At 70.7% G+C, this 24891-nt stretch carries 22 protein-coding genes and 1 pseudogene; 6 read left to right on the plus strand and 17 right to left on the minus strand.

The window, feature by feature from the left end; genetic code table 11:
- From AWC02_RS22195 to AWC02_RS15110, 7 genes and pseudogenes are all read right to left on the minus strand, one after another.
- Nucleotides 1–191: pseudogene (locus AWC02_RS22195) on the minus strand (hypothetical protein); the annotation flags it as partial.
- Between the two features lie 50 nt (nt 192–241).
- Nucleotides 242–1090 carry a polysaccharide deacetylase family protein gene (locus AWC02_RS15080; RefSeq protein WP_085129561.1) on the minus strand — a complete coding sequence of 283 codons (849 nt, stop codon included), beginning with the start codon at nt 1088–1090 and terminating at the stop codon, nt 242–244.
- Between the two features lie 30 nt (nt 1091–1120).
- Nucleotides 1121–5038 carry a PGRS repeat-containing protein gene (locus tag AWC02_RS22910; protein WP_165757916.1) on the minus strand — a complete coding sequence of 1306 codons (3918 nt, stop codon included), beginning with the start codon at nt 5036–5038 and terminating at the stop codon, nt 1121–1123.
- Between the two features lie 217 nt (nt 5039–5255).
- Nucleotides 5256–6563: a PhoH family protein gene (locus AWC02_RS15095; protein WP_085129562.1), complete on the minus strand. Its 1308-nt coding sequence runs from the start codon at nt 6561–6563 to the stop codon at nt 5256–5258.
- Nucleotides 6564–6752: 189 nt separating this feature from the next.
- Nucleotides 6753–7580, minus strand: coding sequence for an acyl-ACP desaturase (locus tag AWC02_RS15100; protein WP_085129563.1), 828 nt, complete (start codon nt 7578–7580; stop codon nt 6753–6755).
- 64 nt (nt 7581–7644) lie between these two features.
- On the minus strand, nt 7645–8919 hold the full coding sequence (glyA, locus tag AWC02_RS15105; RefSeq protein WP_085129564.1) for a serine hydroxymethyltransferase: 1275 nt from the start codon (nt 8917–8919) through the stop codon (nt 7645–7647).
- A 77-nt stretch (nt 8920–8996) separates the two neighbouring features.
- Nucleotides 8997–10226, minus strand: a complete 1230-nt coding sequence (locus AWC02_RS15110; RefSeq protein WP_085129565.1) for a DUF885 domain-containing protein — start codon at nt 10224–10226, stop codon at nt 8997–8999.
- A gap of 45 nt (nt 10227–10271) precedes the next feature.
- Here AWC02_RS15110 and coaA point away from each other — a divergent pair, with 45 nt between their 5' ends.
- Nucleotides 10272–11210, plus strand: coding sequence for a type I pantothenate kinase (gene coaA / locus AWC02_RS15115; RefSeq protein ID WP_085129617.1), 939 nt, complete (start codon nt 10272–10274; stop codon nt 11208–11210).
- Nucleotides 11211–11212: 2 nt separating this feature from the next.
- Here coaA and AWC02_RS22915 read toward each other — a convergent pair whose 3' ends face one another.
- Entirely contained in the window at nt 11213–11773 is a 561-nt protein-coding gene (locus AWC02_RS22915; protein ID WP_085129566.1) for a DUF732 domain-containing protein, read from the minus strand.
- 41 nt (nt 11774–11814) lie between these two features.
- Complete coding sequence (locus AWC02_RS15125) at nt 11815–12624, minus strand: (2Z,6E)-farnesyl diphosphate synthase (RefSeq protein WP_085129567.1); 810 nt, start codon at nt 12622–12624, stop codon at nt 11815–11817.
- Nucleotides 12625–12699: 75 nt separating this feature from the next.
- Between AWC02_RS15125 and trhA the strand changes: the two genes are divergently transcribed.
- Nucleotides 12700–13401 carry a PAQR family membrane homeostasis protein TrhA gene (gene trhA / locus AWC02_RS15130; RefSeq protein WP_085129568.1) on the plus strand — a complete coding sequence of 234 codons (702 nt, stop codon included), beginning with the start codon at nt 12700–12702 and terminating at the stop codon, nt 13399–13401.
- A gap of 21 nt (nt 13402–13422) precedes the next feature.
- Here trhA and AWC02_RS15135 read toward each other — a convergent pair whose 3' ends face one another.
- From AWC02_RS15135 to mca, 4 genes are read right to left on the minus strand one after another with little or no spacing between them, the layout of a single operon-like run.
- Nucleotides 13423–13809 carry a nuclear transport factor 2 family protein gene (locus tag AWC02_RS15135; RefSeq protein WP_085129618.1) on the minus strand — a complete coding sequence of 129 codons (387 nt, stop codon included), beginning with the start codon at nt 13807–13809 and terminating at the stop codon, nt 13423–13425.
- Between the two features lie 10 nt (nt 13810–13819).
- A complete protein-coding gene (locus AWC02_RS15140) occupies nt 13820–15823 on the minus strand; it encodes a thioredoxin domain-containing protein (RefSeq protein ID WP_085129569.1) in 2004 nt (667 codons plus the stop codon).
- A 52-nt stretch (nt 15824–15875) separates the two neighbouring features.
- Nucleotides 15876–16133 (minus strand): hypothetical protein, encoded by a 258-nt coding sequence (locus tag AWC02_RS15145; RefSeq protein ID WP_085129570.1) that lies wholly within the window; start codon nt 16131–16133, stop codon nt 15876–15878.
- On the minus strand, nt 16130–17002 hold the full coding sequence (mca, locus tag AWC02_RS15150; RefSeq protein ID WP_085129571.1) for a mycothiol conjugate amidase Mca: 873 nt from the start codon (nt 17000–17002) through the stop codon (nt 16130–16132). Before mca ends, AWC02_RS15145 begins: the two co-directional genes overlap by 4 nt.
- Before the next feature lie 152 nt (nt 17003–17154).
- Here mca and AWC02_RS15155 point away from each other — a divergent pair, with 152 nt between their 5' ends.
- Together AWC02_RS15155 and greA are read left to right on the plus strand one after the other, a co-directional pair.
- Nucleotides 17155–17577, plus strand: a complete 423-nt coding sequence (locus AWC02_RS15155) for a DUF4307 domain-containing protein (protein ID WP_085129572.1) — start codon at nt 17155–17157, stop codon at nt 17575–17577.
- A 128-nt stretch (nt 17578–17705) separates the two neighbouring features.
- Nucleotides 17706–18200 carry a transcription elongation factor GreA gene (gene greA, locus AWC02_RS15160; protein WP_046320629.1) on the plus strand — a complete coding sequence of 165 codons (495 nt, stop codon included), beginning with the start codon at nt 17706–17708 and terminating at the stop codon, nt 18198–18200.
- Between the two features lie 18 nt (nt 18201–18218).
- Here the strand turns inward: greA and AWC02_RS15165 are convergent, their stop codons facing one another.
- From AWC02_RS15165 to AWC02_RS15180, 4 genes are all read right to left on the minus strand, one after another.
- Nucleotides 18219–19379 (minus strand): cystathionine gamma-synthase, encoded by a 1161-nt coding sequence (locus AWC02_RS15165; protein ID WP_085129573.1) that lies wholly within the window; start codon nt 19377–19379, stop codon nt 18219–18221.
- Nucleotides 19376–20002 carry an RDD family protein gene (locus tag AWC02_RS15170; protein WP_085129574.1) on the minus strand — a complete coding sequence of 209 codons (627 nt, stop codon included), beginning with the start codon at nt 20000–20002 and terminating at the stop codon, nt 19376–19378. The genes AWC02_RS15165 and AWC02_RS15170 overlap by 4 nt, the downstream gene beginning before the upstream one ends.
- 67 nt (nt 20003–20069) lie before the next feature.
- Nucleotides 20070–21464, minus strand: a complete 1395-nt coding sequence (locus AWC02_RS15175) for a cystathionine beta-synthase (protein WP_085129575.1) — start codon at nt 21462–21464, stop codon at nt 20070–20072.
- A gap of 35 nt (nt 21465–21499) precedes the next feature.
- Nucleotides 21500–22552: an alpha/beta hydrolase gene (locus AWC02_RS15180; protein WP_085129576.1), complete on the minus strand. Its 1053-nt coding sequence runs from the start codon at nt 22550–22552 to the stop codon at nt 21500–21502.
- Between the two features lie 182 nt (nt 22553–22734).
- Between AWC02_RS15180 and AWC02_RS15185 the strand changes: the two genes are divergently transcribed.
- A complete protein-coding gene (locus tag AWC02_RS15185) occupies nt 22735–23583 on the plus strand; it encodes an SGNH/GDSL hydrolase family protein (RefSeq protein WP_085129577.1) in 849 nt (282 codons plus the stop codon).
- A 36-nt stretch (nt 23584–23619) separates the two neighbouring features.
- Nucleotides 23620–24837, plus strand: coding sequence for an acetyl-CoA C-acetyltransferase (locus AWC02_RS15190; protein WP_085129578.1), 1218 nt, complete (start codon nt 23620–23622; stop codon nt 24835–24837).
- Nucleotides 24838–24891: the final 54 nt, after the last annotated feature.

Here is a 24891-nt window from a genome sequence, read left to right on the forward strand (position 1 = left end):
CGCAGCGCGAACAACTCCCCAATCGCGGCCAACTGCGCCGCCGCGGCCCGATTCTCCGCCCGCGCCGTTGCACAGATCCGCTCCACCAACGCAGCCGACTCCGCCGTCATCGAGGGATACCGCCGCTCAAAGCGCTCACTGAGCCGCGCAATCGCCTCCGGAGACGGAACCCGTGACGATTGTTCGAACATACGTTCGATTTTAGCAGCTGCTACTGACAACACGTCCCGATCCGCGGCCATCAGGCGCCGTTGTTGGGTCCCCCCGAATTGGCCCCGGCGATATCGGTGATCGGGAAGTTGGGCATCGGCGGCGGCGACGGTGTGGCCGGCAGCGCCGGGATGTCCGCGGTGGGGATGTCATGCAGCTCGTTGGCCGGCGGACCGTTCTCGCGTCCGCCGTACACGCTGCCCGGTGCGCGCGGCCCGAGCAGCTCGCTGACCGTGACCAGGTGGTAGCCGTTGGCTTTGAGCACGGGCAGGAACTGATACACCAGGTCGACGGTCGAGGAGTAGGTGTCGTGGAACAGCACCACCGAACCGGGCCGGATCTGCGTCATCAACATGTAGCGGGTGGCGGCGGTGTCGGCGTCGTTGATCCAGTCGAAGGGGATGACATCCCACAGAATCCCCGCCAGGCCGAACTGGGCGGCCTGCGCATTGACCGCATCATCGGTGAGTCCCCCGGGCGGCCGCCACAAGGTCGGCGTGTGCCCGGTGGCCGACCGGATGGCGTCGTTGGCGCGGGCGAACTGGGCCGGCACGTTCGCCGCGGGAATCGTGGTCATGTTCGGGTGTTCCCAGGTGTGACTGCCGATCTCCATACCGGCTTCGGCGATTCGCTTGGCCGCCAAGGGGTTTGCTGCCACCTTGTTGCCGATCAGGAAGAACGTGGAGCGCGCCCCGGCATCGTTTAACACCCGCAGCAGCCGATCGGTGTACGGCGAGGGCCCGTCATCGAACGTCAGGGCCACACACTTGACCACCGCACAGTCCACCGGGTCCGCAGTGGCCTCGTGCACCTGACTGGTGCAGGCGGCGAGCACCGCAACAACCGTCGCGACAACACCGACGCGCCAGGGTTTCACCACCCCGGCAGCCTACCGGGACGCCGGACGGCGCTACGGGTTGTCGGCTCCGGGGGCACCGTCGGCACCGGGGGTGCCGTCGGCCTGTCCGTTACCGCCGTGTTGGCCGTTGCCGCCGACGGCGTTGTAGCCGGTGCCGCCGGCACCGCCGTTTCCGCCGCGACCGTCGCCGTTGACGCCGATCGCCCCGCCGTTGCCGCCGTCACCACCGTATCCGCCGGCGCTGTCGGTGCCGCCGGCGATGGTGAAGGAGTCACCACCGTCGCCGCCGTCGCCGCCGTCGGCATCGACGCCGCCCGCCCCGCCGTTCCCGCCGGCCCCGCCGGCGGAGGTGCCGTCGACGATCAACTGGCCGGGCTCGACCACCAGGTCGATCCGGCCGATGCCGCCATCACCACCCGCGCCGCCCTCGCCGCCGAGGCCTGCGGCACCGGCAGCACCGCCGTCGCCTCCGATCGCCGTGCCGTTGACCACGACGTTGTCCTCCAGCGTCGCGATGGTCGCGTGGCCGCCGTGCCCGCCGAGGCCGCCGGCGAGGGCATCACCGGCCGCCCCGCCGAAGACGGTGCCGCTCACCGAGGACGCGGTCGCGGTGAAGATCGTGGCGAACCCGCCGGTCCCGCCGATTCCCCCGGCACCGCCGATTCCGCCGGCACCGCCCACGGAGACACCGGTGGCGCTGGAGGCGTCACCACTGTCGACGCCGCTCTGAATGAAGCTGAAGCCGCCGGCGCCGCCCACGCCGCCGGAGATGCCGTCACCCCCGGCGCCGCCGGTGACGACGGCGCCGTTCACCTCGCCGACGGAATAGACGTCCCCATAGCCGCCCTTACCGCCGGTGCCGCCGGCCAGGCCGGCGCCGCCCGCACCGCCGGTGGCGCTACTGTCCTCGGCCTGACCGCCGAGGTAGGCGTAGATCCCGCCGCTGCCGCCGTCGCCGCCACGTCCCCCACCGGTGGCCGCACCGCCGGCTCCGCCGGTGGCGGTGCCGGTGACGGTGCCCCCTTGCCCCATGATTCCGCCGCCCGCCTCAGCGGCGCCGCCGGCACCACCGAGGCTGCCGACGCCGGCACCCTCACCGCCGGCACCGCCGGTGGCCTGCGCGGTGACGACGCCACCCGAGCCGGCGCTGACCACAGCCGCGCCGCCCATACCTCCGGCACCGCCGTCGACGCCGGCACCGCCGGCACCACCGATGACCGAACTGCCGGTGACGGTGCCGCCTGACGATGCGGACACCTCCGCGGCACCACCGGCACCGCCTGCGCCACCGCCCGCGCCATCGCCGCCGACGGCCACGCTGTCGAGCACCGAGCTGCCCGTACCGTCGGCGGTGATCGCGGCGTCACCGCCGTTTCCGGTGTCGTCGGTGCCGGCCCCGCCGGTGACCTCGCTGCCGGAGACGGTCCCGCCATCGGTGGCCCTCAGCGACGCCCCACCTCCGGCGCCACCGGAGCCGACCGTGCCACCGGTGATGCGGCTGCCCTCGACGCTGCTGCCCACCCCGACGGTCAGAGCTGCGTCGGCGCCGTCGGCACGGGAGGTGGCGTTGCCGCCGCGGACCGTCACATCGGAGCTGCTGCCGTCGATCACGGCAACCGCCCGGCCACCGGTACGGCCGCCCTGTCCCACGGTGTCGGCGCTGCCGGCGCCCCCGTCGCTGCCGCGGCCGCCGCTCACCGTGGTGCCGCTGGCCGAGCCGTCGCCGGTGACCGAGGCGACGCCACCGCCACCGCCGCCCCCGCCGCCCTGTCCGGCGCGCGTCCCGTCTGCGGTCCCGCCGGCCCCACCGGCGCCGCCGCCACCACCGACCGCACCCAGGCCGATCGCGGACCCGGCACCACCGGCTCCGCCGGCGCCACCGTTTCCGGCCGCCCCGCCGTTGGCGGCACCACCGCTGCCGCCGGCGCCGCCCAGGCCGCCGTATTGGCCGAGCGCTCCGCCGGCCGACGGATCGCCATTGCCACCGTTGCCGCCCACACCGCCGTCACCGGAGGCGGCCGCGGCGCCGTCAGCGCCGTCGTCCGCCTGGGTGATGCCGTCGCCGTGCAGGCCGCCCCGACCGCCGGCGCCGCGCCCGCCGGCCTGACCGCCGACACCGCCGTCGCCTCCATTGCCCGCGGCCGCGCTGGTGCCGCCACCGGAACCGTTCCCGCCGGCGCCGCCGGCACCGCCACTTCCGGCGTTACCTCCGGTGCCGCCGGAGCCGCCCAGCGACCCGCGTCCCCCATTACCCGCGACCCCGCCGTTGCCCCCGGTACCGCCGGCACCGCCGTGGTGGCCTTCGACGTGTGCGGCGGTGCCGTCCACTCCGCTGGCCCCGGCGCCACCGCGGCCGCCCGAACCACCGTCGCCGCCGGCGCCGCCGACACCCTGAACGCCGGCATTGGCGCCCGTACCGCCCTGCCCGCCGTCCCCGCCGTGACCCCCCGCGCCGCCGTTCTCGCCGGTACCGCCGGTAGCACCCGGCGTCGTCGCCGCAGCGCCGTCCCGGCCGTTGTAACCAGCGCCTCCCGCGCCGCCGGCACCACCGTTGCCGCCGTCGCCCTGCAGTGCCCGGCCGCCGCCGACCTCGACTCCCCCGGCACCGCCGGCTCCGCCGGCGCCCCCGGCGCCACCGTTGGTGCCGTCGATGCGTTCGGCGGTGCCGTTCAGGCCGTCAAAGCCCGCCCCACCGGCGCCGCCGTCACCACCGACGCCCGCGGCGCCGTGCAGACCGCCGGCCGCGAAGGTGCCCGCTCCCGAGGCACCGCCTGCTCCGCCGGCGCCGGCATTGCCCCCGGCGCCACCGGCCTGTCCGGCCAATCCGTCCACCCGTGCGGCCGTGCCGTCGGCTCCGGCGGCGCCGGCCGCGCCCCGGCCACCGTTGCCGCCGGCACCGCCGGTACCGCCGGTACCGTGCGCGCCCGCGCTGGCGCCGCCACCACCGATACCGCCGTCGCCGCCGGCGCCACCGGCACCGCCGTGTTCGCCGGCGGCGCCCGGTGTGGCGCCGTCGGCACCCTCAGCTCCCGCGCCGCCCGCCCCGCCGTTTCCGCCGGCGCCGCCGTCGCCGAGTGCACCGGCCCGGCCGGTCCAGGCACCCCACCACTGCGAGAACAGGTTGCCGGCGCCGCCGCTGCCACCGGCGCCACCGGCACCGCCGGTTCCGCCAGCGCCTCCAGCGCCGAAGCCGAAGTCAGCGATGCCCACCGCCCCGACCGCGCCGTCGGCGCCCGGGCCGCCGGTACCGCCGACCCCACCGCTGCCGAAGAAAAGACCGGCGCGACCACCGGCGCCACCGTTGCCGCCATCCCCGCCGGCTTCCCCGGCCCCGACGGCGGCGAATCCCGCGCCACCGGCGCCGCCCGCCCCGCCGTCGCCGGCCAGCCAGTTGGCGGCACCACCGTCACCGCCGTCGGCGCCCGCACCGCCGACACCACCGGCCCCGCCGTTGCCGGCCAGCCAGCCGCCGTCGCCGCCGTCGCCCCCGGCTCCCCCGTCGAATCCGGCGCCGCCGTCGCCGCCGTTGCCCCACATTCCGGCGAAGCCGCCGGCGTAGCCCGCCAGGTGATCGGCCGTCCCATCGGCGCCGGTGCCGCCATCGCCGAACAAGAACCCGCCGTCGCCCAGATCGCCGATACCGGGCAACCAGCCGAACCAGGAATCGTTGGTGCCGGTGTAGAAGTCGATCCCGTCGCCGATCAGCGTCCGCCCGAACATCGTGACGAACGGAGCGTTGATCAGGTCAAGCAACCAGCCGTTGCTGTCCACGTAGTCGCTCAGGCCGTCGTAGAGGGCCTCCCAGGCCGGGTTCTCGGCCGCCGCGGCGAAGGGTGACTCCACACCGAATGCCGCGAAAAGATCCGGTTCTACCTGCGCGGTGCTGATCGCGTCCCAGAGCGGGGCCAGAAAATCGTCGATGTCGGCCGCCGCGGGGGCGGTGGAAGCCGGCGACATCCCGACGGCCAAAAAGGCTCCTACCAGCGATGTCGCGCCGACGACCCGTCTGGGAACCGTTCCGGTGAGGCGGTGAGGGCGTTGCCGCCTGCTACGGGTATCCTGCGCTGCCCAGCCGTCCACACAAGGAAGCTTACCTAAACATTCAGAGTTCGATCATTTCCTTGTTGGCTTTTTCTTAGCCTGCCAAGGCGTTGGCACCCGACGGGGCCACTGGCGGCCTGGGATTTCAGCCCAGGTCGGGTCCGTTGATCTCCTCCAGCATCTCGGTGACCAAGGCGGCGATCGGCGAGCGCTCACTGCGCAGCAGGGTGATGTGTGCGAACAGGGGGTGCCCCTTGAGCTTCTCGATCACCGCGGCGATACCGTCGTGCCGGCCGACCCGCAGGTTGTCGCGCTGCGCGACATCGTGGGTGAGCACCACCCGCGACCCGGTGCCCAGCCGGGAGAGCACCGTCAGCAGCACGTTGCGCTCCAACGACTGCGCTTCGTCGACGATCACGAACGAGTCGTGCAGCGAGCGGCCCCGGATGTGGGTCAGCGGCAGCACCTCGAGCATGCCGCGCGACTGCACCTCCTCGAGCACCGCGGGGCTGGCCAGGCCTTCCAGGGTGTCGAACACCGCCTGGGCCCACGGCCCCATCTTCTCGTTCTCACTGCCGGGCAGATAACCCAGTTCCTGGCCGCCGACCGCGTAGAGCGGACGGAACACCACCACCTTGCGCTGGGTGCGCCGCTCCAGGACCGCTTCCAGGCCGGCGCACAATGCCAGCGCCGACTTGCCGGTGCCGGCCTTGCCGCCCAGCGAGACGATTCCCACCGATTCGTCGAGCAGCAGGTCCAGCGCCACCCGCTGTTCGGCAGACCGGCCCCGCAGCCCGAACGCCTCCCGGTCACCGCGGACCAGCTGCACCCGTTTGGCGGCGTTGACCCGGCCCAATGCATGCGAGGTCCCGCCGAGCAGCCGGATTCCGGTGTGGCACGGCAGATCCCGGGCCGCCGCCAGGTCGATCTCGCCCTCGTCGAACAGGGCGTCGATGTCCTCCACCGACGCCTCGACCTCGTCCATTCCGGTCCAGCCGGAGACGATGACGTCCTGCGCGTGGTACTCGTCAGCGGCCAATCCGAGCGCCGCGGCCTTGACACGCAGCGGAATGTCCTTGCTCACCAACGTCACTCGGCGGCCCTCGGCGGCCAGGTTGGCCGCGCAGGTCAGGATGCGCGAGTCGTTGCTGTCGGTGCGGAATCCGGTGGGCAGCACCGCGGGGTCGCTGTGGTTGAGCTCGACGTGCAGCGTGCCGCCCTGCGTCCCAACGGGAATGGGCTGATCAAGCCGCCCATACTGCAGGCGCATGTCGTCGAAGATGCGCAGCGCCTGGCGGGCGAACCAGCCCAGCTCGTGGTGGTGGCGTTTGGCCTCCAGCTCGCTGATGACCACCAGTGGGACGACAACTTCGTGTTCGGCGAACCGGGTGCAAGCCCAGGGGTCCGACAGCAGTACGGAGGTGTCGAGCACGTACGTCCGGATATCAGGCACTAAGCGCTCCAGCGGTGAGGGCACGCGCGACCCCGCGCGAACAATCCGACGGGGGGCGGCACAGGAACGGGGCCGGTCCTGTCGTAATCACGACCGGTGGTGCCGATGAGACAGCGAAGCGTGTGGCTAGCCATCGATTGCGACGGTACCCCCGCCGATGCGTGCCCGCAGCGCAGGCGCGCCGGAGTGTCAGCCGATCACAAACTGCTTCAGATCGGGGTGCGCGGCCAGGCCCCAGGCGCTGATCCGGTCGGAGATCACCCGGCGCAACTGGTCGGGCCCGAAGATGCCGGCTTCGGCGATTCCGGGCTGCCGGTCGGCGTAGGCGTCGATGTCGGCGCCGACGATCTTGAGTTCGGCGGCCCGCGCGGCGATGGCGGCCACCGTCTCGTCGTGCACGTAGTCCAGGCAGTGCGCGATCAGGTTGGCGAAGAACTCCTCGTGGCGTTCCTCGTCGCCGGCGATCCGGCCGATCAGACCCTTGAGCACGGGCTCCTCGATCTGGTCGGCCAGGTTGCGGCAGTATTCGGCGCAGGCGCGCTCGTAGAAGGCCATGAACACCAGCGTCTCGACCTGGCTGTAGCGGTCGGCGCGGTAGCCCTTCTGGACGTGCTCCATGCGCACGCGCTCGTTGGCGTCCGGGTCGATCTCGCGGGTGACCATCAGGTACTCGCGCAGCGCGATGGCGTGCAGGTGCTCCTCGGCGGTCCAGCGGCCGATCCAGCGGCCCCACTTGTCCTCGAGGATGAAGTGCTCGACCAGTTCGCGGTGGTAGCCGGCCAGGCTGTCCTTCTCGATCAGCAGGATCTCGCAGGCGTCGGTGATCACCTTGGGCAGCGTGACCTGTGACGGGTCCCAGTCCTTGCCACCGAGGAAGGCGAAGTTCTCGCCCTGCTCGAACGGCACATAGTCGTGGGCGTACCACGGGTCGACCGTGTCGATGTGCCGGGCCAGGTTCGCGTCGACCACCGGCTCCAGCTCGAGGATCAGTGCATTAGCAACGGGACGTTCAGCCATGAAAGTAACTGTAACCCGAATTCACACTATCCTGTCAACTCGGGGTGCGGCGTGTCCCGGCCGGCTAGGCCAGCTTCCAGTCCTCGAGCCCGTCGTAGAGCGGAAACGCCTGCGCCAGCTTGGTGACCCGGGCCCGCAGCGCCGGCACGTCGGCGGCCGAACCGGCCGCCAGCGCGGTGGCGATGATGTCGGCGACCTCGGTGAACTCGGCGTCGCCGAAACCACGGGTGGCCAGCGCCGGAGTGCCGACCCGAAGCCCGGAGGTGACCATCGGCGGCCGCGGGTCGTTGGGGACGGCGTTGCGGTTGACGGTGATGCCGACCTCGTGCAGCAGGTCCTCGGCCATCTGGCCGTCCAGCGGCGAGTCACGCAGGTCGACCAGCACCAGGTGCACGTCGGTACCGCCGCTGACCACCGACACCCCGGCCTTGGCGACGTCGGCGGCCAGCAGTCGCTCGGCGATGATCTTGGCGCCGGAGAGCACCCGCTGCTGGCGCTCGGCGAACTCGGCCGTGCCGGCGATCTTCAGCGCGACGGCCTTGGCGGCGATCACGTGCATCAGCGGGCCGCCCTGCTGGCCCGGGAAGACCGCCGAGTTGATCTGCTTGGCGAACTCCTTCTGGCCGATGATCATCCCGGAGCGCGGTCCGCCCAGCGTCTTGTGCACCGTGGTGGACACCACCTGCGCGTGCGGTACCGGCGAGGGGTGCAGGCCGGTGGCGACCAGGCCGGCGAAGTGCGCCATGTCGACCCACAGCGTCGCGCCGACCTCGTCGGCGATGGACCGGAACGCCGCGAAGTCCAGGATGCGCGGGTAGGCCGACCACCCGGCGATGATCACCTTCGGCTTGAACTCCAGCGCCTGGGCGCGCACCACGTCCATGTCGACGCGGTGAGTGACCGGGTCCACACCGTAGAAGGCGTTCTCGTAGAGCTTGCCGGAGAAGTTCAGCCGCATCCCGTGGGTCAGGTGACCCCCGTTGGCCAGGTCCAGCCCCAGCAGCCGGTCACCGGGCTCCATCAGCGCCTGCAGCACCGCCGCGTTGGCCTGGGCGCCCGAGTGCGGCTGGACGTTGGCGAAATCCGCTCCGAACAGTTCCTTGGCGCGGTCGCGGGCGATGTTCTCCACCACGTCGACGTGCTCGCAGCCGCCGTAGTAACGCCGGCCCGGCAGGCCCTCGGCGTACTTGTTGGTCAGCACGCTGCCGTGCGCCTGCAGCACCGCTCGCGGCACGAAGTTCTCCGACGCGATCATCTCCAGCGTGTCGCGCTGACGCCCCAGCTCCTTGCCGAGCAGCTCGGCGATGTCGGGGTCGAGTTCAGCCAGCGGGGCCGACATGGTGGATGCGGGGCGAGTGTTCGGTGCGGCAGTCACGCGCGCAAGTCTATAGAGTCGGTGCGCACCCGCCCGACGTGCTATCCACCCAGCTCGGCACGCAGGCGCGACGGCGTCAGCGGCTCGTCGAGCAGCCGCCGGAAACGCTCGGTGAGCCGCCCCCCGGCCGCGGCCGGGTCGCCGGGATCTGGCGCCGGAGCGTCCAGCCAGGCGCGCAGCAGCCGGTAGCCCTCCACGTAGGTCGAGGTGTAGGCCCGCCACAGCGGCGAGGCCAGGAACCGCAGCGCCTGGCGGGCCCGGTCCTCGGGGACCAGCAGCCACCGGCGCAGGTAGGCCACCACCTCGTCGGCGTCGCGGCCCTCGTCGTGCAGCATCAGCGCCGCGTCCTGCCGCACGTCGGCCAGCGCCGCGGCGGCCTCGGACACCGCTTCGGCCCGCTGGCCGTCGAACGTCAAACCCAGATCGGCGTAGATCTCGGCCGCCCAGGCGCCCCAGCCCGGCCCCACCGCGGCGTGCAACGCCAGGTCGGCCAGCCCCTCGGCCATCAGGCACTGCGGCGTGTTGACCAGGAAGATGGTCTGTTCGGCCTGGCCCCGCTTGGCCACCAGCCCGGCTTCCTTGCGGCAGTGCTCGGTGTGATGTCCCGGGTAGGACTCGTGGGCCACCAGCCGTGGCAGGTTCGACATCAGCTGTTTGAGGTCGGCGTTGACCGCCACCGTGGAGTGGTAGTCGCCGCGGTAGTAGTTGAAACCCGACCACGGCTTGTCGGTCACCACCTCGTAGGTGATGGTCTCGGTCTCGGGCAGCGGGAAGCTCACCCGCACCCGGTCACGCAGCGCCGAGGAGAACGCGTGGATGGCGGCTTCGAGGCGCTCCGGCGGAATCTCCTCGGCGCGGCGGTAGGCGATCATGCGCTCGGCCAGCGGGCCGGTCCCGCCCAGCGCCTCGTCGAGCCGGGCGTGGGCCTGGCGGTAGCGGTCGGTGTCGGCCTTGGCGATCTCGACGTCGAAGTAGTCGCGCACCTCTTCGACGAAGCCGACCTGCTCGCCGGCGAACTTGCGCCCGGCGCAGGCCAGGGCCCGCAGGTGTGCCCGCAGATATTCCGCGCGCTCGGCGTCGAGTCCGCCCGGCAGCTCCGCGGCCAGTTTCTCGGCCTGGCGGGCCAGTGCGGCCGGGTCGGGCGCCGGCTCGTCGGCGACCACACGCCGCAGCGCGGGATCGCCGGTGAAGGCGTCGACATACCCCTGTTCGATGCGGTCGAAGCGCAGACCGAGCAACAGGTACTCACGGATCAAGACGTCGGGCTCCATACCCGATCAGGCTAACGGTCGAGGTGCCTGCAAGACTGTATGGTCATGCGGCGGCTTAGCGAGCCGAGTCCCTATGTGGAGTTCGACCGACGTCAATGGCGGACACTGCGTATGTCGACGCCGATGCCGCTCAGCGAAGCCGAAGTTGTGGCCCTGCGCGGCCTCGGTGAGCAGGTCGACCTGCTGGAGGTCGAAGAGGTCTATCTGCCGCTGGCCCGACTGTTGCACCTGCAGGTCGCCGCGCGCCAGCAGCTGTTCGCCGCCACCGCGGAATTCCTCGGCGAGAACGACCAGAGCCCCGACCGGCCGGTGCCGTTCGTCATCGGGGTGGCCGGCAGTGTGGCGGTCGGCAAGTCCACCACCGCCCGCGTGCTGCAGGCGCTGCTGGCCCGCTGGGATCACCACCCGCGGGTGGACCTGGTCACCACCGACGGGTTCCTTTACCCCAACCACGAGTTGCAGCGCCGGAACCTGATGCACCGCAAAGGCTTTCCGGAAAGCTACAACCGGCGGGCGCTGATGCGCTTCGTCACCTCGGTGAAGTCCGGCGCGGACTACGTATGCGCGCCGGTGTATTCACACCTGAGCTACGACATCGTTCCCAACGCCAAGCAGGTGGTCCGCCACCCCGACATCTTGATCCTCGAAGGCCTCAACGTGTTGCAGACGGGGCCGACGCTGATGATCTCCGACCTGTTCGACTTCTCGCTGTATGTCGACGCCCGGGTCGAAGACATCGAGCACTGGTACGTCTCGCGGTTCCTGGCGATGCGCTCCACCTCGTTCGCCGACCCCGACTCGCATTTCCACCACTACGCGGCGTTGGGCGACCAGCAGGCCGTCGCCGCCGCGCGCGACATCTGGCGCTCGATCAACCGGCCCAACCTGATCGAGAACATCTTGCCCACGCGTCCGCGGGCCACCCTGGTGCTGCGCAAAGACGCCGATCACTCCATCAACCGGCTGCGTCTGCGCAAGCTCTAGGGCTAGGGCTGGGTTGCCGTGCCCGGCTGCGGCGTGGGCGCCGGGGGCGCCGGCTCATCCGCGGGCGGTGCCGCCGGCTCGGGTGCGGGCGGCCATATCGGCGGCGGCGGGAATTCGGCCGCGGGCGCGGGCGCGGGCACCAGCTCCGGAGGCGGCGGGAAGCCCGGAGGCGGCGCGCCGTCCGGCAGGGGCGCCAGCTCGGGGGCCGGCGGGGCCGGTTCGACGCCATCCGGTGGCGGCACCGCCGGTGTCGTGGTGGCAGCGGGCGCCAGGGTGTCCGGGCACAGCTCCTTTTGCGCGGCGTCGATCATGACCTTGGTGACGCCGTCGGCGACCTTCGTGCCGAAGCGGTCCTTGGCGGGGCGGCCCCGGCGCAGGTTCTGGCAGATGATCCCGCCGAATTGCACCGCCCCGGCCGGCGTGGTCAGACCGGGGCTGTTCTGGTACTTGAACCCGTGCGACTCCAGGTAGCTGAGGTAGCTCTTCTCGTCGGCCTGCGCCGGTGCGGCGCCGAAGATCAGGGTTCCAGGGATCAGCGTCAACGCCGCCAGCCGCCACTTCATGGGAGAAAACTGTAGACGGTGCCGCCTGAGCGCGCCTGCTGCTACCGCCCGAACCTGCGGTGTCGCACGCTGTAGTCGCGCAGCGCCCGCAGGAAGTCGACCCGGCGAAACGCCGGCCAGTGCGCCTCGGTGAACCACATCTCCGAGTAGGCGCTCTGCCACAGCAGGAAGCCGGACAACCGCTGCTCCCCCGAGGTCCGGATCACCAGGTCGGGGTCGGGCTGGCCCGAGGTGTAGAGGTTCTCCGAGATGCCCTCGACGGTCACCGCGTCGACGAGTTCCTCCGCGGTGGCGCCGTTGGCCAGCTGCTTGCCGAGCAGGCCCCGCACCGCGTCGACGATCTCCTGGCGGCCGCCGTAGCCGACCGCGACGTTGACATGCAAACGGCAGGCCCCACCGTCGGCGGTCGCCGCGCTCGCGGTGCTCTCCACGGCCTCCCGCAGCCGGCGCGCCGGCTCCTCGCCCAGCAGACCCAGATCCCCGACGGTGCGCACGCTCCACTGGTTCGCCGGCGCGCAGATCTCCTCCACCACGTCGGTGATGATCTCGATCAGGGCGGCCAGTTCGGCGGGATCGCGCTGCAGGTTCTCGGTGGACAGCAGATAGACGGTGGCCATCTCGATGCCGGCGTCGGCGCACCAGCGCAGCATCTCGGCGATCTTGGCCGCACCCATCCGGTAGCCGTAGCTGACGTCGTCGTAGCCGGCGTCGCGCGCCCAGCGCCGGTTACCGTCGCAGAGAACGGCGATGTGGCGGGGCAGATTCGCCCGAGACGCCGCCAGGCCCTGCCGCAGGCGCAGCTCGTAAATCCGGTACAGCGGCTCCTTCAAGCGCGCCGGGATGATCGCCACAAAAACCCAGACTACTGTTATCGGCAAGCATTGACGGGAATCAGTCCGGGATCCGCGTGGAGTTCAGGAAGGCCCATGAGCACCCACACCGACACCATCGCCGAGCCGAGTCCGGCCGGGTTGCCCGCGCCGCGCGCCAAGCCGCGCGCCCGCGGCTGGATTCACCTCGTGTCAGCCATCGTGGCGCTGATCGCCGGTATCGCGCTGATCGGAGTGACCTGGCCGCTGGCCGGGCCCGAGGCCGGTCTGGCCTCGCTGGCCTACTCCATCTCCGTGGTGGGCATGTTCGCCGTCAGCGCCACCTATCACCGGGTGACCTGGAAGTCCGTCGCCGCCCGGATCCGGATGAAGCGGCTCGACCACGCGATGATCTTCATCTTCATCGCCGGCACCTACACCCCGTTCGCGATGCTGGCCATGGACCACGGCGCCCAGGAACGGCTGGTGATGACGATCGTGTGGGGCGGGGCGCTGGCCGGCGTGGTGCTCAAGCTGTGCTGGCCGACCGCCCCGAAGTGGGTCGGGGTGCCGCTCTACCTGTTACTGGGGTGGGTGTCGGCGTTCTTCATCGCGACGATCATGGAAAACGCCGGTGTCGCGGCCATGGTGCTGCTGGCCGTCGGCGGCGCGCTCTACAGCATCGGCGCGATCATGTATGCGCTGAAGTGGCCGGACCCCTGGCCCGAGACGTTCGGCTACCACGAGTTCTTCCATGCCTGCACCGCGGTGGCCGCGCTGTGCCAGTACATCGCGATCTGGTTCGCGGCCCTGCACTGACCGGTTACGGGGCGAACCCCGCTACAGGTGGGTGATGTTCTCCGCCGACCAGTAGGCCTTCATCCCGGAAACCTTGCCGTCGGCGTCGAACACCATCACGTCGATGGGCTCGATGCGCATCCGGTGGTCGCCGTTGGTGATGGTCAGCGCGAAGTGGAAGGCGGCCTCGTTACCGGCGACCCGCAGCGAGACCAGCTCGCTCTCGCGCTGCAGCCCGGTGATGGCCGAGTAGAAGTTGCGGATGGCCTGGTGCCCGATGTGCACCTCGCCGCCCACCGGGTCCTCAACGGTGGCATCGGCCGCGTACAGCTCCACCAGCGCATCGGCGTCGCCGCCGCCGCCGACCAGCTCGATGTAGCGGTGGACGGTCTCGGTGATGGCCTGCGTTCGGTCCGGTGCGCTCGTCATGTGCCGCACGTTACACGGATGCCGGATGCGACGGAACCGCAAGGGCCGCGGCCAACTCCGCCGCGCTGACCACCGGCAGATCACACACCGGGCCCCGACAGACATAGGCGGCGTCGACGCCGTTGATCCGGTCCCGCCCGACCAGCAGCTCGCCGGAGCCGGCCGCGCCGCCGACCACCACCGAACCGCCGGGCGCCAGCCGGCGGGCCTGCGCCAGCAGCGCGGAGTCCGGGCCCTGGCACGCCACCGCGATCTGCAACGGACCGCGCAGGTAGGCCTCGGCCACGGCCAGCCAGTGGCCCGCTGCCCGCGGTGCCCGCGCCAGCAGTGCCCCGTGCGCCGCCAGGGCGTCGACGGCGGCCTGGCCGTAGCGCTGCGCGCGGCTGCCCGCTACCAGGGACGCGGTCAGCAACGCCTCGGTGACCAGCGCCGCACCCGACGGGGTGGCCCCGTCCAGCGGATCGCTGGGGCGCACGACGAGCGCTTCGGCGTCATCGGCGGTGTCGAACCACCGCCCAGGCGACTCCGGATCGGCGAAGTGGTCCAGCGCCGTGTCCAGCAGGCCGAGTGCGGCATCGCGCAGGTTCTGCGCACCGCTGAACTGGTAGACGCTGAGCAGTCCGGCGGCCAGCGCGCCGTAGTCCTCCAGGATCGCGGGGCTGTCCCCCACCCGGCCGCCCAGACTGGCCCGGCGCAGCCGGCCGTCCACCAGATGAAGCTCGAGCAGCCGGCCCGCGCATTCCCCGGCGGCACCGACCAGCCGCGGATCGTCGAGCGCCACCGCCGCCTCGGTCAGGGCGGTGATCGCCAGGCCGTTCCAGGCGGTGACCACCTTGCCGTCCCGGCCGGGTTGGGGCCGCGTGCTCCGGGCGGCCAGCAGCTCGCGGCGCACCCGGTCGACGCGCGGCCCGTCCTCGGGGTCTACCGGCAGGCGCAGCACGGAGGTGCCGGCCTCGAACGTGCCGTCCGGTGTGACCCCGAAGACCTCCGCCGCCCACCGGCCGTCAGCGGCGCCGAGGACCTCGGTCAGCTGCTCGGGGGTCCACACATAGGTCAGGCCCTCCTGGCCGGCGGCGTCGGCGTCCAACGATGAGATGAACATGGCGTCCTGCGACAGTTCCTCGAGCAGGAACTGGGCCGTCTGCGCGGTCACCCGGATGGCCAGCGGGTCGCCGGTGCGCCGGGCCCAGTGCGCGTAGACCCGCAGCAGCAAGGCGTTGTCGTACAGCATCTTCTCGAAATGCGGTACCACCCAGGCGTTGTCGACGCTGTAGCGGGCGAAGCCGCCGGCCAGCTGGTCATAGATCCCGCCGCGGGCCATCCCCGTTCCGGCGCGGACCACCGCTTCGAGGGCAGTCCGGCTCGCGGTCCGCTCGTAGTGCCGCAGCAGGAACTCCAGCAGCGCCGACGGCGGGAACTTCGGCGCGCCGCCGAATCCACCGTGCGCGGTGTCCTCGGTGCGCAGCAGCGTCCCCACCGCGGCGTCGCACAGCGACTCGTCGACGGGCGGGCCGTCGCTGGGCAGCCGGGCTGCCATGGCGCGCAATTCGGCGGCGATGCTCGTCGAGGCCTGCTCGACTTCGTCACGGCGCTCGTTCCAGGTGGCGGTGACCGCCGAAAGCAGGTTCAGGAAAGCATCTTTGGGGTAGTACGTGCCGCAGAAGAACGGCCTGCCGTCGGCAGTCAGGAAACACGTCATCGGCCAACCGCCGGCGCCGGTCAACGCCTGGGTGGCGGCCATGTAGATCGCGTCGATGTCCGGGCGTTCCTCGCGGTCGACCTTGATGCACACAAAACCCGCGTTCATCGCGGCGGCCACCTCGGCGTCCTCGAAGCACCCGTGCGCCATCACGTGACACCAGTGGCAGGCCGCATAGCCGACCGACAGCAGAATCGGCACGTCGCGTTCGGCGGCCTGCGCCAGCGCCTCGGGCGTCCACTCCCACCAGTCCACCGGGTTGTCGGCGTGTTGACGCAGGTAGGGGCTGGTGGACCCGGCGAGACGGTTGGCCATGACTCCACGCTAATCCCGGCTCCGGCGCCGGGCAGCCTTGTCGAGGCGGCGCTTAGGTGTCGTCGCCGGAGGGCGCGGAGCCGACGGTCCCCTCGTCGGCGGCCTGGTCGGGGTCCGGGTGCTCGGGGTCGAAGGACTCGGGCAGCTTCTTGAGCTGCCGGTTCATCGACCACACCAGCCCGAAGGTGCCGAGCATCAGCAGCACGATGACCAGCAGACCGAACGGGCTGGCCTTGCCGAAGTCGGGCCCGGTATCGCGGGGCGCCTCCTCGGCCACAATCCACAGCACAGTCAGCACAGCGTGGTTCATCCGTTGTCCTCGATCCCGGCGAACAGGTCCGTCTCCGGCAGCGTAACCGGCACCCGGGAACGGGCCAGCTCGAACTCCTCCGTGGGCCACAGTCGCTGCTGCCACTCGATCGGAGCGGCGAAGAAGTCGCCGTTGGGGTCGATCTGGGTGGCGTGCGCGCGCAGCGCGTCGTCACGCTGACCGAAGTAGTCGGCGCATTCGACGCGGGTGGTCACCCGTTCGGCGAACACGTCGTGGTCGGGCTGCCAGTGCTTGAGCCACTTGGCGAACGGACCGACCTCGCCGTTTCGGGCGAACTCGTCCTGCAGCAGCTGCATCCGCTGCCGCAGGAACCCGTGGTTGTAGTACAGCTTGGACACCGACCAGGGATCACCGGCCTGCGGGTAGCGCCGGTAGTCCGCGGCGGCCTCGAACGCGGCCACCGACACCTGGTGGCACCGGATGTGGTCGGGGTGCGGGTAGCCGCCGTTCTCGTCGTAGGTCGTCATCACATGCGGGCGGAACTGCCGCACCGCACGCACCAGGGCTTCGGTGGAGACCTCCAACGGGACCAGCGCGAAGCAGTCTTCGGGCAGGGGCGGCAGCGGGTCGCCCTTGGGCAGGCCGGAGTCGACGAAACCCAGCCAGTGGTGCTCCACCCCGAGGATCTCGGCGGCCTTGGCCATCTCGTCGCGCCGGATCTCGGCGATGTGGCCGTGCACGTCGGGCAGGTCCATGGCGGGGTTGAGGATGTCGCCGCGCTCGCCGCCGGTCAGCGTCACCACCATCACCCGGTGCCCGGCGGCTGCGTAGCGGGCCAGGGTGGCCGCGCCTTTGCTGGACTCGTCGTCGGGGTGGGCGTGCACCGCCATCAGCCGCAGTCCACTCATGCGCACTCCCCGTTTCCTCCAGGTTCCTCCTGCCGGAAGCCCAGACCGGACGCCTATAGTTCCAGATGGTTTCTGCCCCCATCGTTCCACCACCGGAGGCGGGCGCGGTAACCACTCCCGACTCCATCGGCGACCATGGGACCTACCTCACGATGACCGACACCAAGCCGGACCGCTATCGGGATACCCAGCGCAGCGCGCTGCCCCGCAGGCTGCTGGCGATTACCCTCGGTGCGCTGGCGATCGCGACCGCCGCGGCCCTGGCCGTGGTGGGCTACCAGCGCTTCGCCACCGCCGAGGTCAAGGGCGACCTGTACGGCTATGAAGTGCTCGACGACCAAACCGTCTCGGTTAAGTTCAGCGTGACTCGATCCGACCCGTCGCAGCCCGCGGCGTGCATCGTGCGGGTCCGGTCCAGCGACGGCAGCGAGACCGGCCGGCGCGAAATTCTCATTCCCCCGTCGCAGTCGGCGACCGTCCAGGTGACGACGACGGTGAAATCTTCCCAGCCGCCTGTCATGGGCGACGTCTACGGTTGCGGCAGCGACGTCCCTGATTATTTACGTTTGCCCTGAGGCTGCGGTGGTATCCTATTCGGATACACGGTTCCAGCTGGAGCCGTGTATTGCTGCATTAGAAGGCTGCATGACAACGATGTCGCCCCACTGCCCATCGGCGCGGACGACACAAGGAGCACAGTGAGATGACGGACACTCAGGTGACCTGGCTGACGCAGGAGTCACACGATCGGCTCAAGGCGGAGCTCGACCAGCTGATTGCGAACCGTCCGGTGATCGCAGCGGAGATCAACGACCGCCGCGAAGAGGGGGACCTGCGCGAGAACGGCGGCTATCACGCAGCGCGTGAAGAGCAGGGCCAGCAGGAAGCCCGTATCCGGCAGTTGCAGGAGCTGCTCAACAACGCCAAGGTCGGGGAGGCCCCCACCCAATCCGGTGTGGCACTGCCGGGCTCGGTGGTCACGGTCTACTACGACGGCGACAAGAGCGACACCGAGACCTTCCTGATCGCCACCCGCCAGGAGGGTGTCGGCGACGACAAGCTCGAGGTCTACTCGCCGAACTCGCCGCTCGGGCACGCCCTGCTGGGCGCCAAGGAGGGCGAGGAGCGCAGCTACACGGTGCCCAGCGGTAAGACCGTCACGGTGACCTTGGTCAGCGCGGAGCCCTACCACTCCTGAGCCCGGGCGGCACCGGGGTCAGTCCAGCGCCTGCTTGAGGTCGCCGATCAGGTCGTCGATGTCCTCGATGCCCACCGACAGGCGCACCAGGTCTTCGGGAACCTCCAGCTGCGAACCTGCCGTCGACGCGTGCGTCATTGCGCCGGGCAGTTCGATCAGCGACTCCACCCCGCCGAGTGATTCGGCCAGGATGAAGATCTCGGTTCCGGCGCACAGCTTCTCGGCGGCCGCCCGGCCGCCGCGCATCCGGACCGACACCATGCCCCCGAAAGCGCGCATCTGCGCCGCGGCGACCCGGTGGCCGGGGTGCTCGGCCAGTCCGGGGTAGCGCACCTGGCTCACCGCGGGATGCCCGCTGAGGAATTCGGCGATCGCCGCGGCGTTCTCGCTGTGCCGCTGCATCCGCAGCACCAGGGTCTTCAGGCCGCGCAGGGTCAGGTAGGCGTCGAAGGGACCCGGTACGGCCCCCGCCCCGTTCTGCAGGAACGCGAAGGCCGTGTCGAGCTCTTCGTCACTGGTGACCAGCGCACCGCCCACCACGTCGGAGTGCCCGCCGATGTACTTGGTGGTCGAGTGCAGCACCACGTCGGCGCCCAGGGTCAGCGGCTGCTGCAACGCCGGCGAGGCGAAGGTGTTGTCCACCAGGACCCGTGCGCCGGCTTCCTTGCCGATCGCGGCGATACCGGCGATGTCGGCGATCGACAACAGCGGATTGGTGGGCGTCTCCACCCAGATGAGCCGGGTGGTGCCGGTGACCGCGGCCCGCACCGCATCCAGATCCGACAGGGCGACCGGGGTGTAGGCCACCCCCCACTGGGTGAAGACCTTGTCGATCAGCCGGAAGGTGCCACCGTAGGCGTCGTCGGGAATGATCAGGTGATCGCCGGGGCGCAGCATCGCGCGCAGCGCGCAGTCCGTGGCGGCCATCCCGGAACCGAACGCCCGGCCGAACCGGCCCTGCTCCACCGCGGCCAGCGCAGTCTCCAGGGCGGCGCGGGTCGGGTTGCCGGTGCGCGCGTACTCGAACCCGCCGCGCAGGCCCCCCACGCCGTCCTGGGCGAAGGTGCTGCTGGCGTAGATCGGTACGTTGACCGCCCCGGTCGCCGGGTCGGGGCGGAATCCGGAGTGGACGGCCGTGGTGGACAGGCCCGCAGTGCAGTGTGGGTTGTTCGGGTTCACCGGATCGGCAGGCAGACGGTGGACATGATCTTGTCGGCGATGGTCTGGCGCTTGCCATCCCACAGCGGGAACAGGTAGCCGATCCCCAAGGTGATGCTGTCGACCACGTGGGCCAACTGGCGCACCAGTGACATGCCGAACCCGATCGGCTGACCGGTGGATTCGGAGACCACCTTGAACTTCAGCACCGACTTGCCGATGCTCGACCCGGTGGTGCCCTGCCGATAGCCGAAGTTCCAGATGCCGAAGATGAGCGCCGCCAGCCAGCCCAGGAACATCAGCGTTGCACCGGTGCCCGAGGGCGTGACCGTGCACTCGAATCCCGTGGAGCTGCTGACGCATTCACGGTCTGCTGTGGTCTCGGCGATCATCGACGGGATGCCGTAGAGCACCAGCACCGGCAGAAAGTCGATGAGGTAGGCGCCCACGCGGGTCAGCCAGGACGTGTAGGCCTCCTGCGGCAGCTGGCCGACCGCGTTGCCGGGCGCGCCCGAATAGGCGCCGTAGCCGGGCGGCGGCGGGGGGTAGTTCCCCGGAGGTGGCGGCGGGTAGTTGCCGGGCGGCGGGACATCACCGGACGGGGGCGGGTAGTTGCCCGGCTGGGACGGCGGGAATTCGGTCATCTCTACCCTCTCGGGTCGTGGCGGTGAATGGGTAAAACGCTACCGCAGGACAGGGTTCGCAACGCCGTTATCTGCGGCGTGGCCCGTCGGACATGAAGCCCAGCAGATCGTGGCGTGTTATAACGCCCACGGGCTTGCCGTCCTGCACCACCATCACCGCGTCGACTTCGGCGAGCATGGCGGCGGCGGTACCGACGACCTCGCCGGATCCGATCAGCGGCAGGGGCGGGCCCATGTGCTTGGACACCGCGTCGGCCAGCTTCGCGCGGCCCTCGAACACCGCCGACAGCAAGTCACGTTCGGACACGCTGCCGGCCACCTCACCGGCCATCACCGGCGGTTCGGCGCCCACCACGGGCATCTGCGAAACGCCGTACTCGCGCAGGATGCCGATCGCGTCGCGCAGCGTCTCCGACGGGTGGGTGTGCACCAGGTCCGGCAGCACCCCCGCCTTGGCCCGCAGCACGTCGGCGACGGTGGGCTGCACGGTCGAACCGTCCAGCCGGGACCGCAGGAATCCGTAGGAGGACATCCAGGCGTCGTTGAACAGCTTGGACATGTACCCGCGTCCGCCGTCCGGCAGCAGAACGACCACCAGGGACTCCGGGCCGGCCTTGACGGCGGTCTCCACCGCGGCCACCACGGCCATGCCGCAGGAGCCGCCGACCAGCAACGCCTCCTCCCGGGCCAGGCGCCGGGTCATGTCGAACGAGTCCGCGTCGGACACCGCGATGATCCGGTCCGGAATGCTCGGGTCGTAGGCGGCCGGCCAGAAGTCCTCCCCCACTCCTTCGACCAGATACGGCCGGCCCGTACCGCCGGAGTAGACCGAGCCTTCCGGGTCTGCGCCGATCACCTGTACCCGGCCGCCCGAGACCTCTTTGAGGTAGCTGCCGGTGCCGGTGATGGTGCCGCCGGTCCCGATTCCGGCGACGAAATGGGTGACCTGGCCATCGGTGTCGGCCCAGATCTCCGGGCCGGTGGTCTCGTAGTGGCTGGCGGGCCCGGCCGGGTTGGAGTACTGGTCCGGTTTCCAGGCGCCGTCGATCTCCTCGACGAGCCGGTTGGACACGCTGTAATAGCTGGCCGGGTCGTCCGGCGGCACCGCCGTCGGACACACCACCACCTCGGCGCCGTAGGCGCGCAACACATTCTGTTTGTCCTCGCTGACCTTGTCCGGGCAGACGAACACGCACTTGTAGCCGCGGCGCTGGGCGACCAGCGCCAGGCCCACACCGGTGTTGCCCGATGTCGGCTCGACGATGGTGCCGCCCGGTTTGAGCGCACCGCTGGCCTCGGCGGCGTCGATCATCTTGACCGCGATGCGGTCCTTGGAGCTGGCTCCCGGGTTGAGGTACTCGACCTTGGCCACTATTCGGCCGGCCCCCTCGGGGACGATCGAATTCAGCTCGACCAGCGGGGTGTTGCCGATGAGTTCACTGATGTGGCGCGCTATCCGCATACCTGCCATCGTCTCAGGTTCTCCGGCCGGACGGGTCAGCCGGTGGCCTCGCGGATGTATTCACCGATCTGCCGCAACGAGCGGGTGGCCTCGGGTACGAAGGGCGCGGCGATCTGGAAGACGTGGATCTGACCCGGCCAGATCCGCAACTCCACCGGGATACCGGCGGCCGCGAGCACCTTGGCACCCAACTGGGCGTCGTGCAGCAGTACCTCCGAACCGGAGACGTGAATCAGGGTGCGCGGAAGTCCGGGCCGGACGTGTTGCAGCGGCTCGAGCACGTCGCTGCCGTGCACGCGGTCACGCCGCGCCGCGGCCTCGACCAGTTCCACCAGAGCGTCAAATGCCTTGGGCGGGAACATCGCACCGGTGTGAATGTTGGGGTGCGCCTTCTTGGCCTCCTTGGCGATCTCCAGCAGCGGCGACATCGCGACGATGGCGGCCGGGACTTCGTCGTCGTCCTCGTCGAGCAGTCGCAGGGCCAGCGCCAGCGACAGATAGCCCCCGGCCGAGTCGCCGGCCAGCACGATCTGGTCCGGTTCGTAACCCTGACGGCGCAACCAGCGGTAGCCGTCGTAGCAGTCGTCGACCGCGTCGGCGATGGAGTGCTTGGGAATCATCCGGTACTCCACCACCAGGACCGGACTGTCGGCGTACTCCGACAGCTTGGTGACCAGCCGGCCGTGCGTGTTGGCGCCACAGGTCAGGAAGGCGCCGCCGTGCATGTAGAGCACCACCCGGCGGGTGCCGTCGGCCGGCAGCACGCCGGCGGCCCGCACCAGTTGGGCTTTGCAGCGCGGCAGCCGGATGGCGGCGCGGACGGTGCCCGGCACGGGCAGCACCGCCTTGGCGGCGACGTCGAGCAACCCGAACGGCCACGGCATCCCCGGGAGGTAGCTGCCGACCGAGAGGACCGGGCGAATGGTGGCGCGGGCGGCCAGCCACGCCAGGCGGCCTTCGACACTGGTGGACTCCTCGACCACCTCGACGGGCAGCCCGTCATGGCGGCCGTACCGGGGGCGCCGCGGGCCGGGGTACAGGCGGGAGCGAAGACGGGGCGAGCTGGGGATTATCTCGGGTGCGGTCATGGCGGACACTCCCTCCAGCCGGCCGGGCCGGCTCGGCCAACGCGGTTGCAAGTATCGTCACACGCCAAAAATTGTGAAGAAATCTTAGGATTCGTTCCGATACGGCATCGGGTCCGCTTCGTGACCATCTCTTGTTTGCTGCTCAGGGGCAATCGGCGCGCCGGCTCCCTAAAATTGCGGGCATGCAGTTCCGGGCACCGCGTCGCTCGGCGGTCACGCTGGTGACCGCCGGCGCTATCGCCTCCAGCGGCACGCTGTACCTGGGCGTGCGCGGACTCCTGGCCGGGCAGGCCGACCGGGCGCGCCAGATCATTCCCCGGGCCTGGGGCATCCCGCCCTACGCGGACGGCGTCTACGCCGCCGGCGGTGGGCCGGCCGAGCGGTTCCAGCGCGGCATGAGCGTGGATCTGCACCTGATGATCTTCGGCGACTCGACCGCCACCGGCTACGGCTGCCTGTCAGCGGACGAGGTTCCCGGAGCGCTGATCGCCAGAGCCTTGGCAGAACACACCGGATCGCGAATCCGGTTGAGCACCAAGGCGATTGTCGGTGCCACCACCAAGGGGCTGGGCGGCCAGGTCGACGCGATGTTCGTCGCGGGTCCGCCACCGGACGCGGCCGTGATCATGATCGGGGCCAACGACGTCACCGCCCTGCACGGCATCGGCGGCTCGGCGCAGCGGCTGCACGCGGTGGTCAAGCGGCTGCGCGCCAGCGGTGCGGCGGTGATCGTCGCCACCTGTCCGGACCTCGGTGTGGTCAGTGCGATCCCCCAGCCGTTGCGCTGGGTCGCCCATACCCGGGCCCGGCGGCTGGCGCGGGCTCAGGCCCACGCGGTCAAGGCCGCCGGCGGCATCACGGTGCCTTTCGTCGATCTCCGGGAGTTCCGCCAGGCTCGCGAGCCGCTGTTCGCCCGCGATCAGTACCACCCGTCGGCAGCCGGATACGCGCTGGCCGCCACACAGATGATCCCCGCACTGTGCGGCGCCCTGTACCGGCCCGACTCCCGCGCGGTGGCCTCCTCGGACTAGATTCGGCTGTTGAAAACCCGATCTCAAGGAGTCCCCGTGCCCGAAGCTGTCATCGTCTCCACTGCGCGTTCGCCCATCGGCCGGGCCGGTAAGGGCTCCCTGGTCACCATGCGGCCCGACGACCTGGCCGCCCAGATGGTGCGCGCCGCCCTGGACAAGGTGCCCGCCCTGGACCCGCGCGAGATCGACGACCTGATGATGGGCTGCGGCCAGCCCGGCGGCGCCTCCGGCTACAACATCGGCCGCGTCGTCTCGGTGCTGCTCGGCTACGACTTCCTGCCGGGCACCACGGTGAACCGGTACTGCTCGTCGTCGCTGCAGACCACCCGGATGGCGTTCCACGCGATCAAGGCCGGCGAGGGCGACGCGTTCATCTCCGCCGGTGTCGAGACCGTTTCGCAGTTCCCCATCGGTGCCGCCGACGGCGCCCCCAACAGCAAGAACCCGCTGTTCGCCGACGCCCAGGCCCGCTCGGAGGCCGCCGCGGCCGGTGCCACCGAGTGGCACGACCCGCGGAACGACGGCCTGCTGCCCGACGTCTACATCGCGATGGGCCAGACCGCCGAGAACGTGGTGCTGCACACCGGGATCAGCCGTGAGGACCAGGACCACTGGGGTGTGCGCAGTCAGAACCGCGCCGAGGAGGCCATCAAGAGTGGCTTCTTCGCCCGCGAGATCTCGCCGGTCACCCTGCCCGACGGCACCGTGGTGAGCACGGATGACGGCCCGCGCGCCGGCACCACCTACGAGAAGATCAGCCAGCTCAAGCCGGTGTTCCGGCCGAATGGCACGATCACCGCCGGCAACGCGTGCCCGCTGAACGACGGTGCGGCCGCCGTGATCATCACCAGCGACACCAAGGCCAAGGAGCTGGGGCTGAAGCCGCTGGCCCGGATCGTGTCCACCGGGGTGTCGGGTCTGTCGCCGGAGATCATGGGTCTGGGCCCGATCGAGGCCGTCAAGAAGGCACTGGCGAACGCCAAGTTGTCGATCTCCGACATCGACCTGTTCGAGATCAACGAGGCGTTCGCGGTGCAGGTGCTCGGCTCGGCCCGCGAGCTGGGCATCGACGAGGACAAGCTGAACGTGTCCGGCGGGGCGATCGCCCTGGGCCACCCGTTCGGTATGACCGGCGCCCGGATCACCGCCACCCTGCTGAACAACCTCGCCACCCACGACAAGCAGTTCGGCGTGGAGACCATGTGTGTGGGCGGCGGCCAGGGCATGGCCATGGTGGTCGAGCGCCTCTCCTGACCCGTTTTCCCGTTGACTCTGCGCCTACCAGGCAAAAGTGCGAGTAGCTCGCCT

Origin of the sequence: Mycolicibacter engbaekii, assembly GCF_002101585.1 — a bacterium.
In the GTDB taxonomy this organism is placed as follows: domain Bacteria; phylum Actinomycetota; class Actinomycetes; order Mycobacteriales; family Mycobacteriaceae; genus Mycobacterium; species Mycobacterium engbaekii.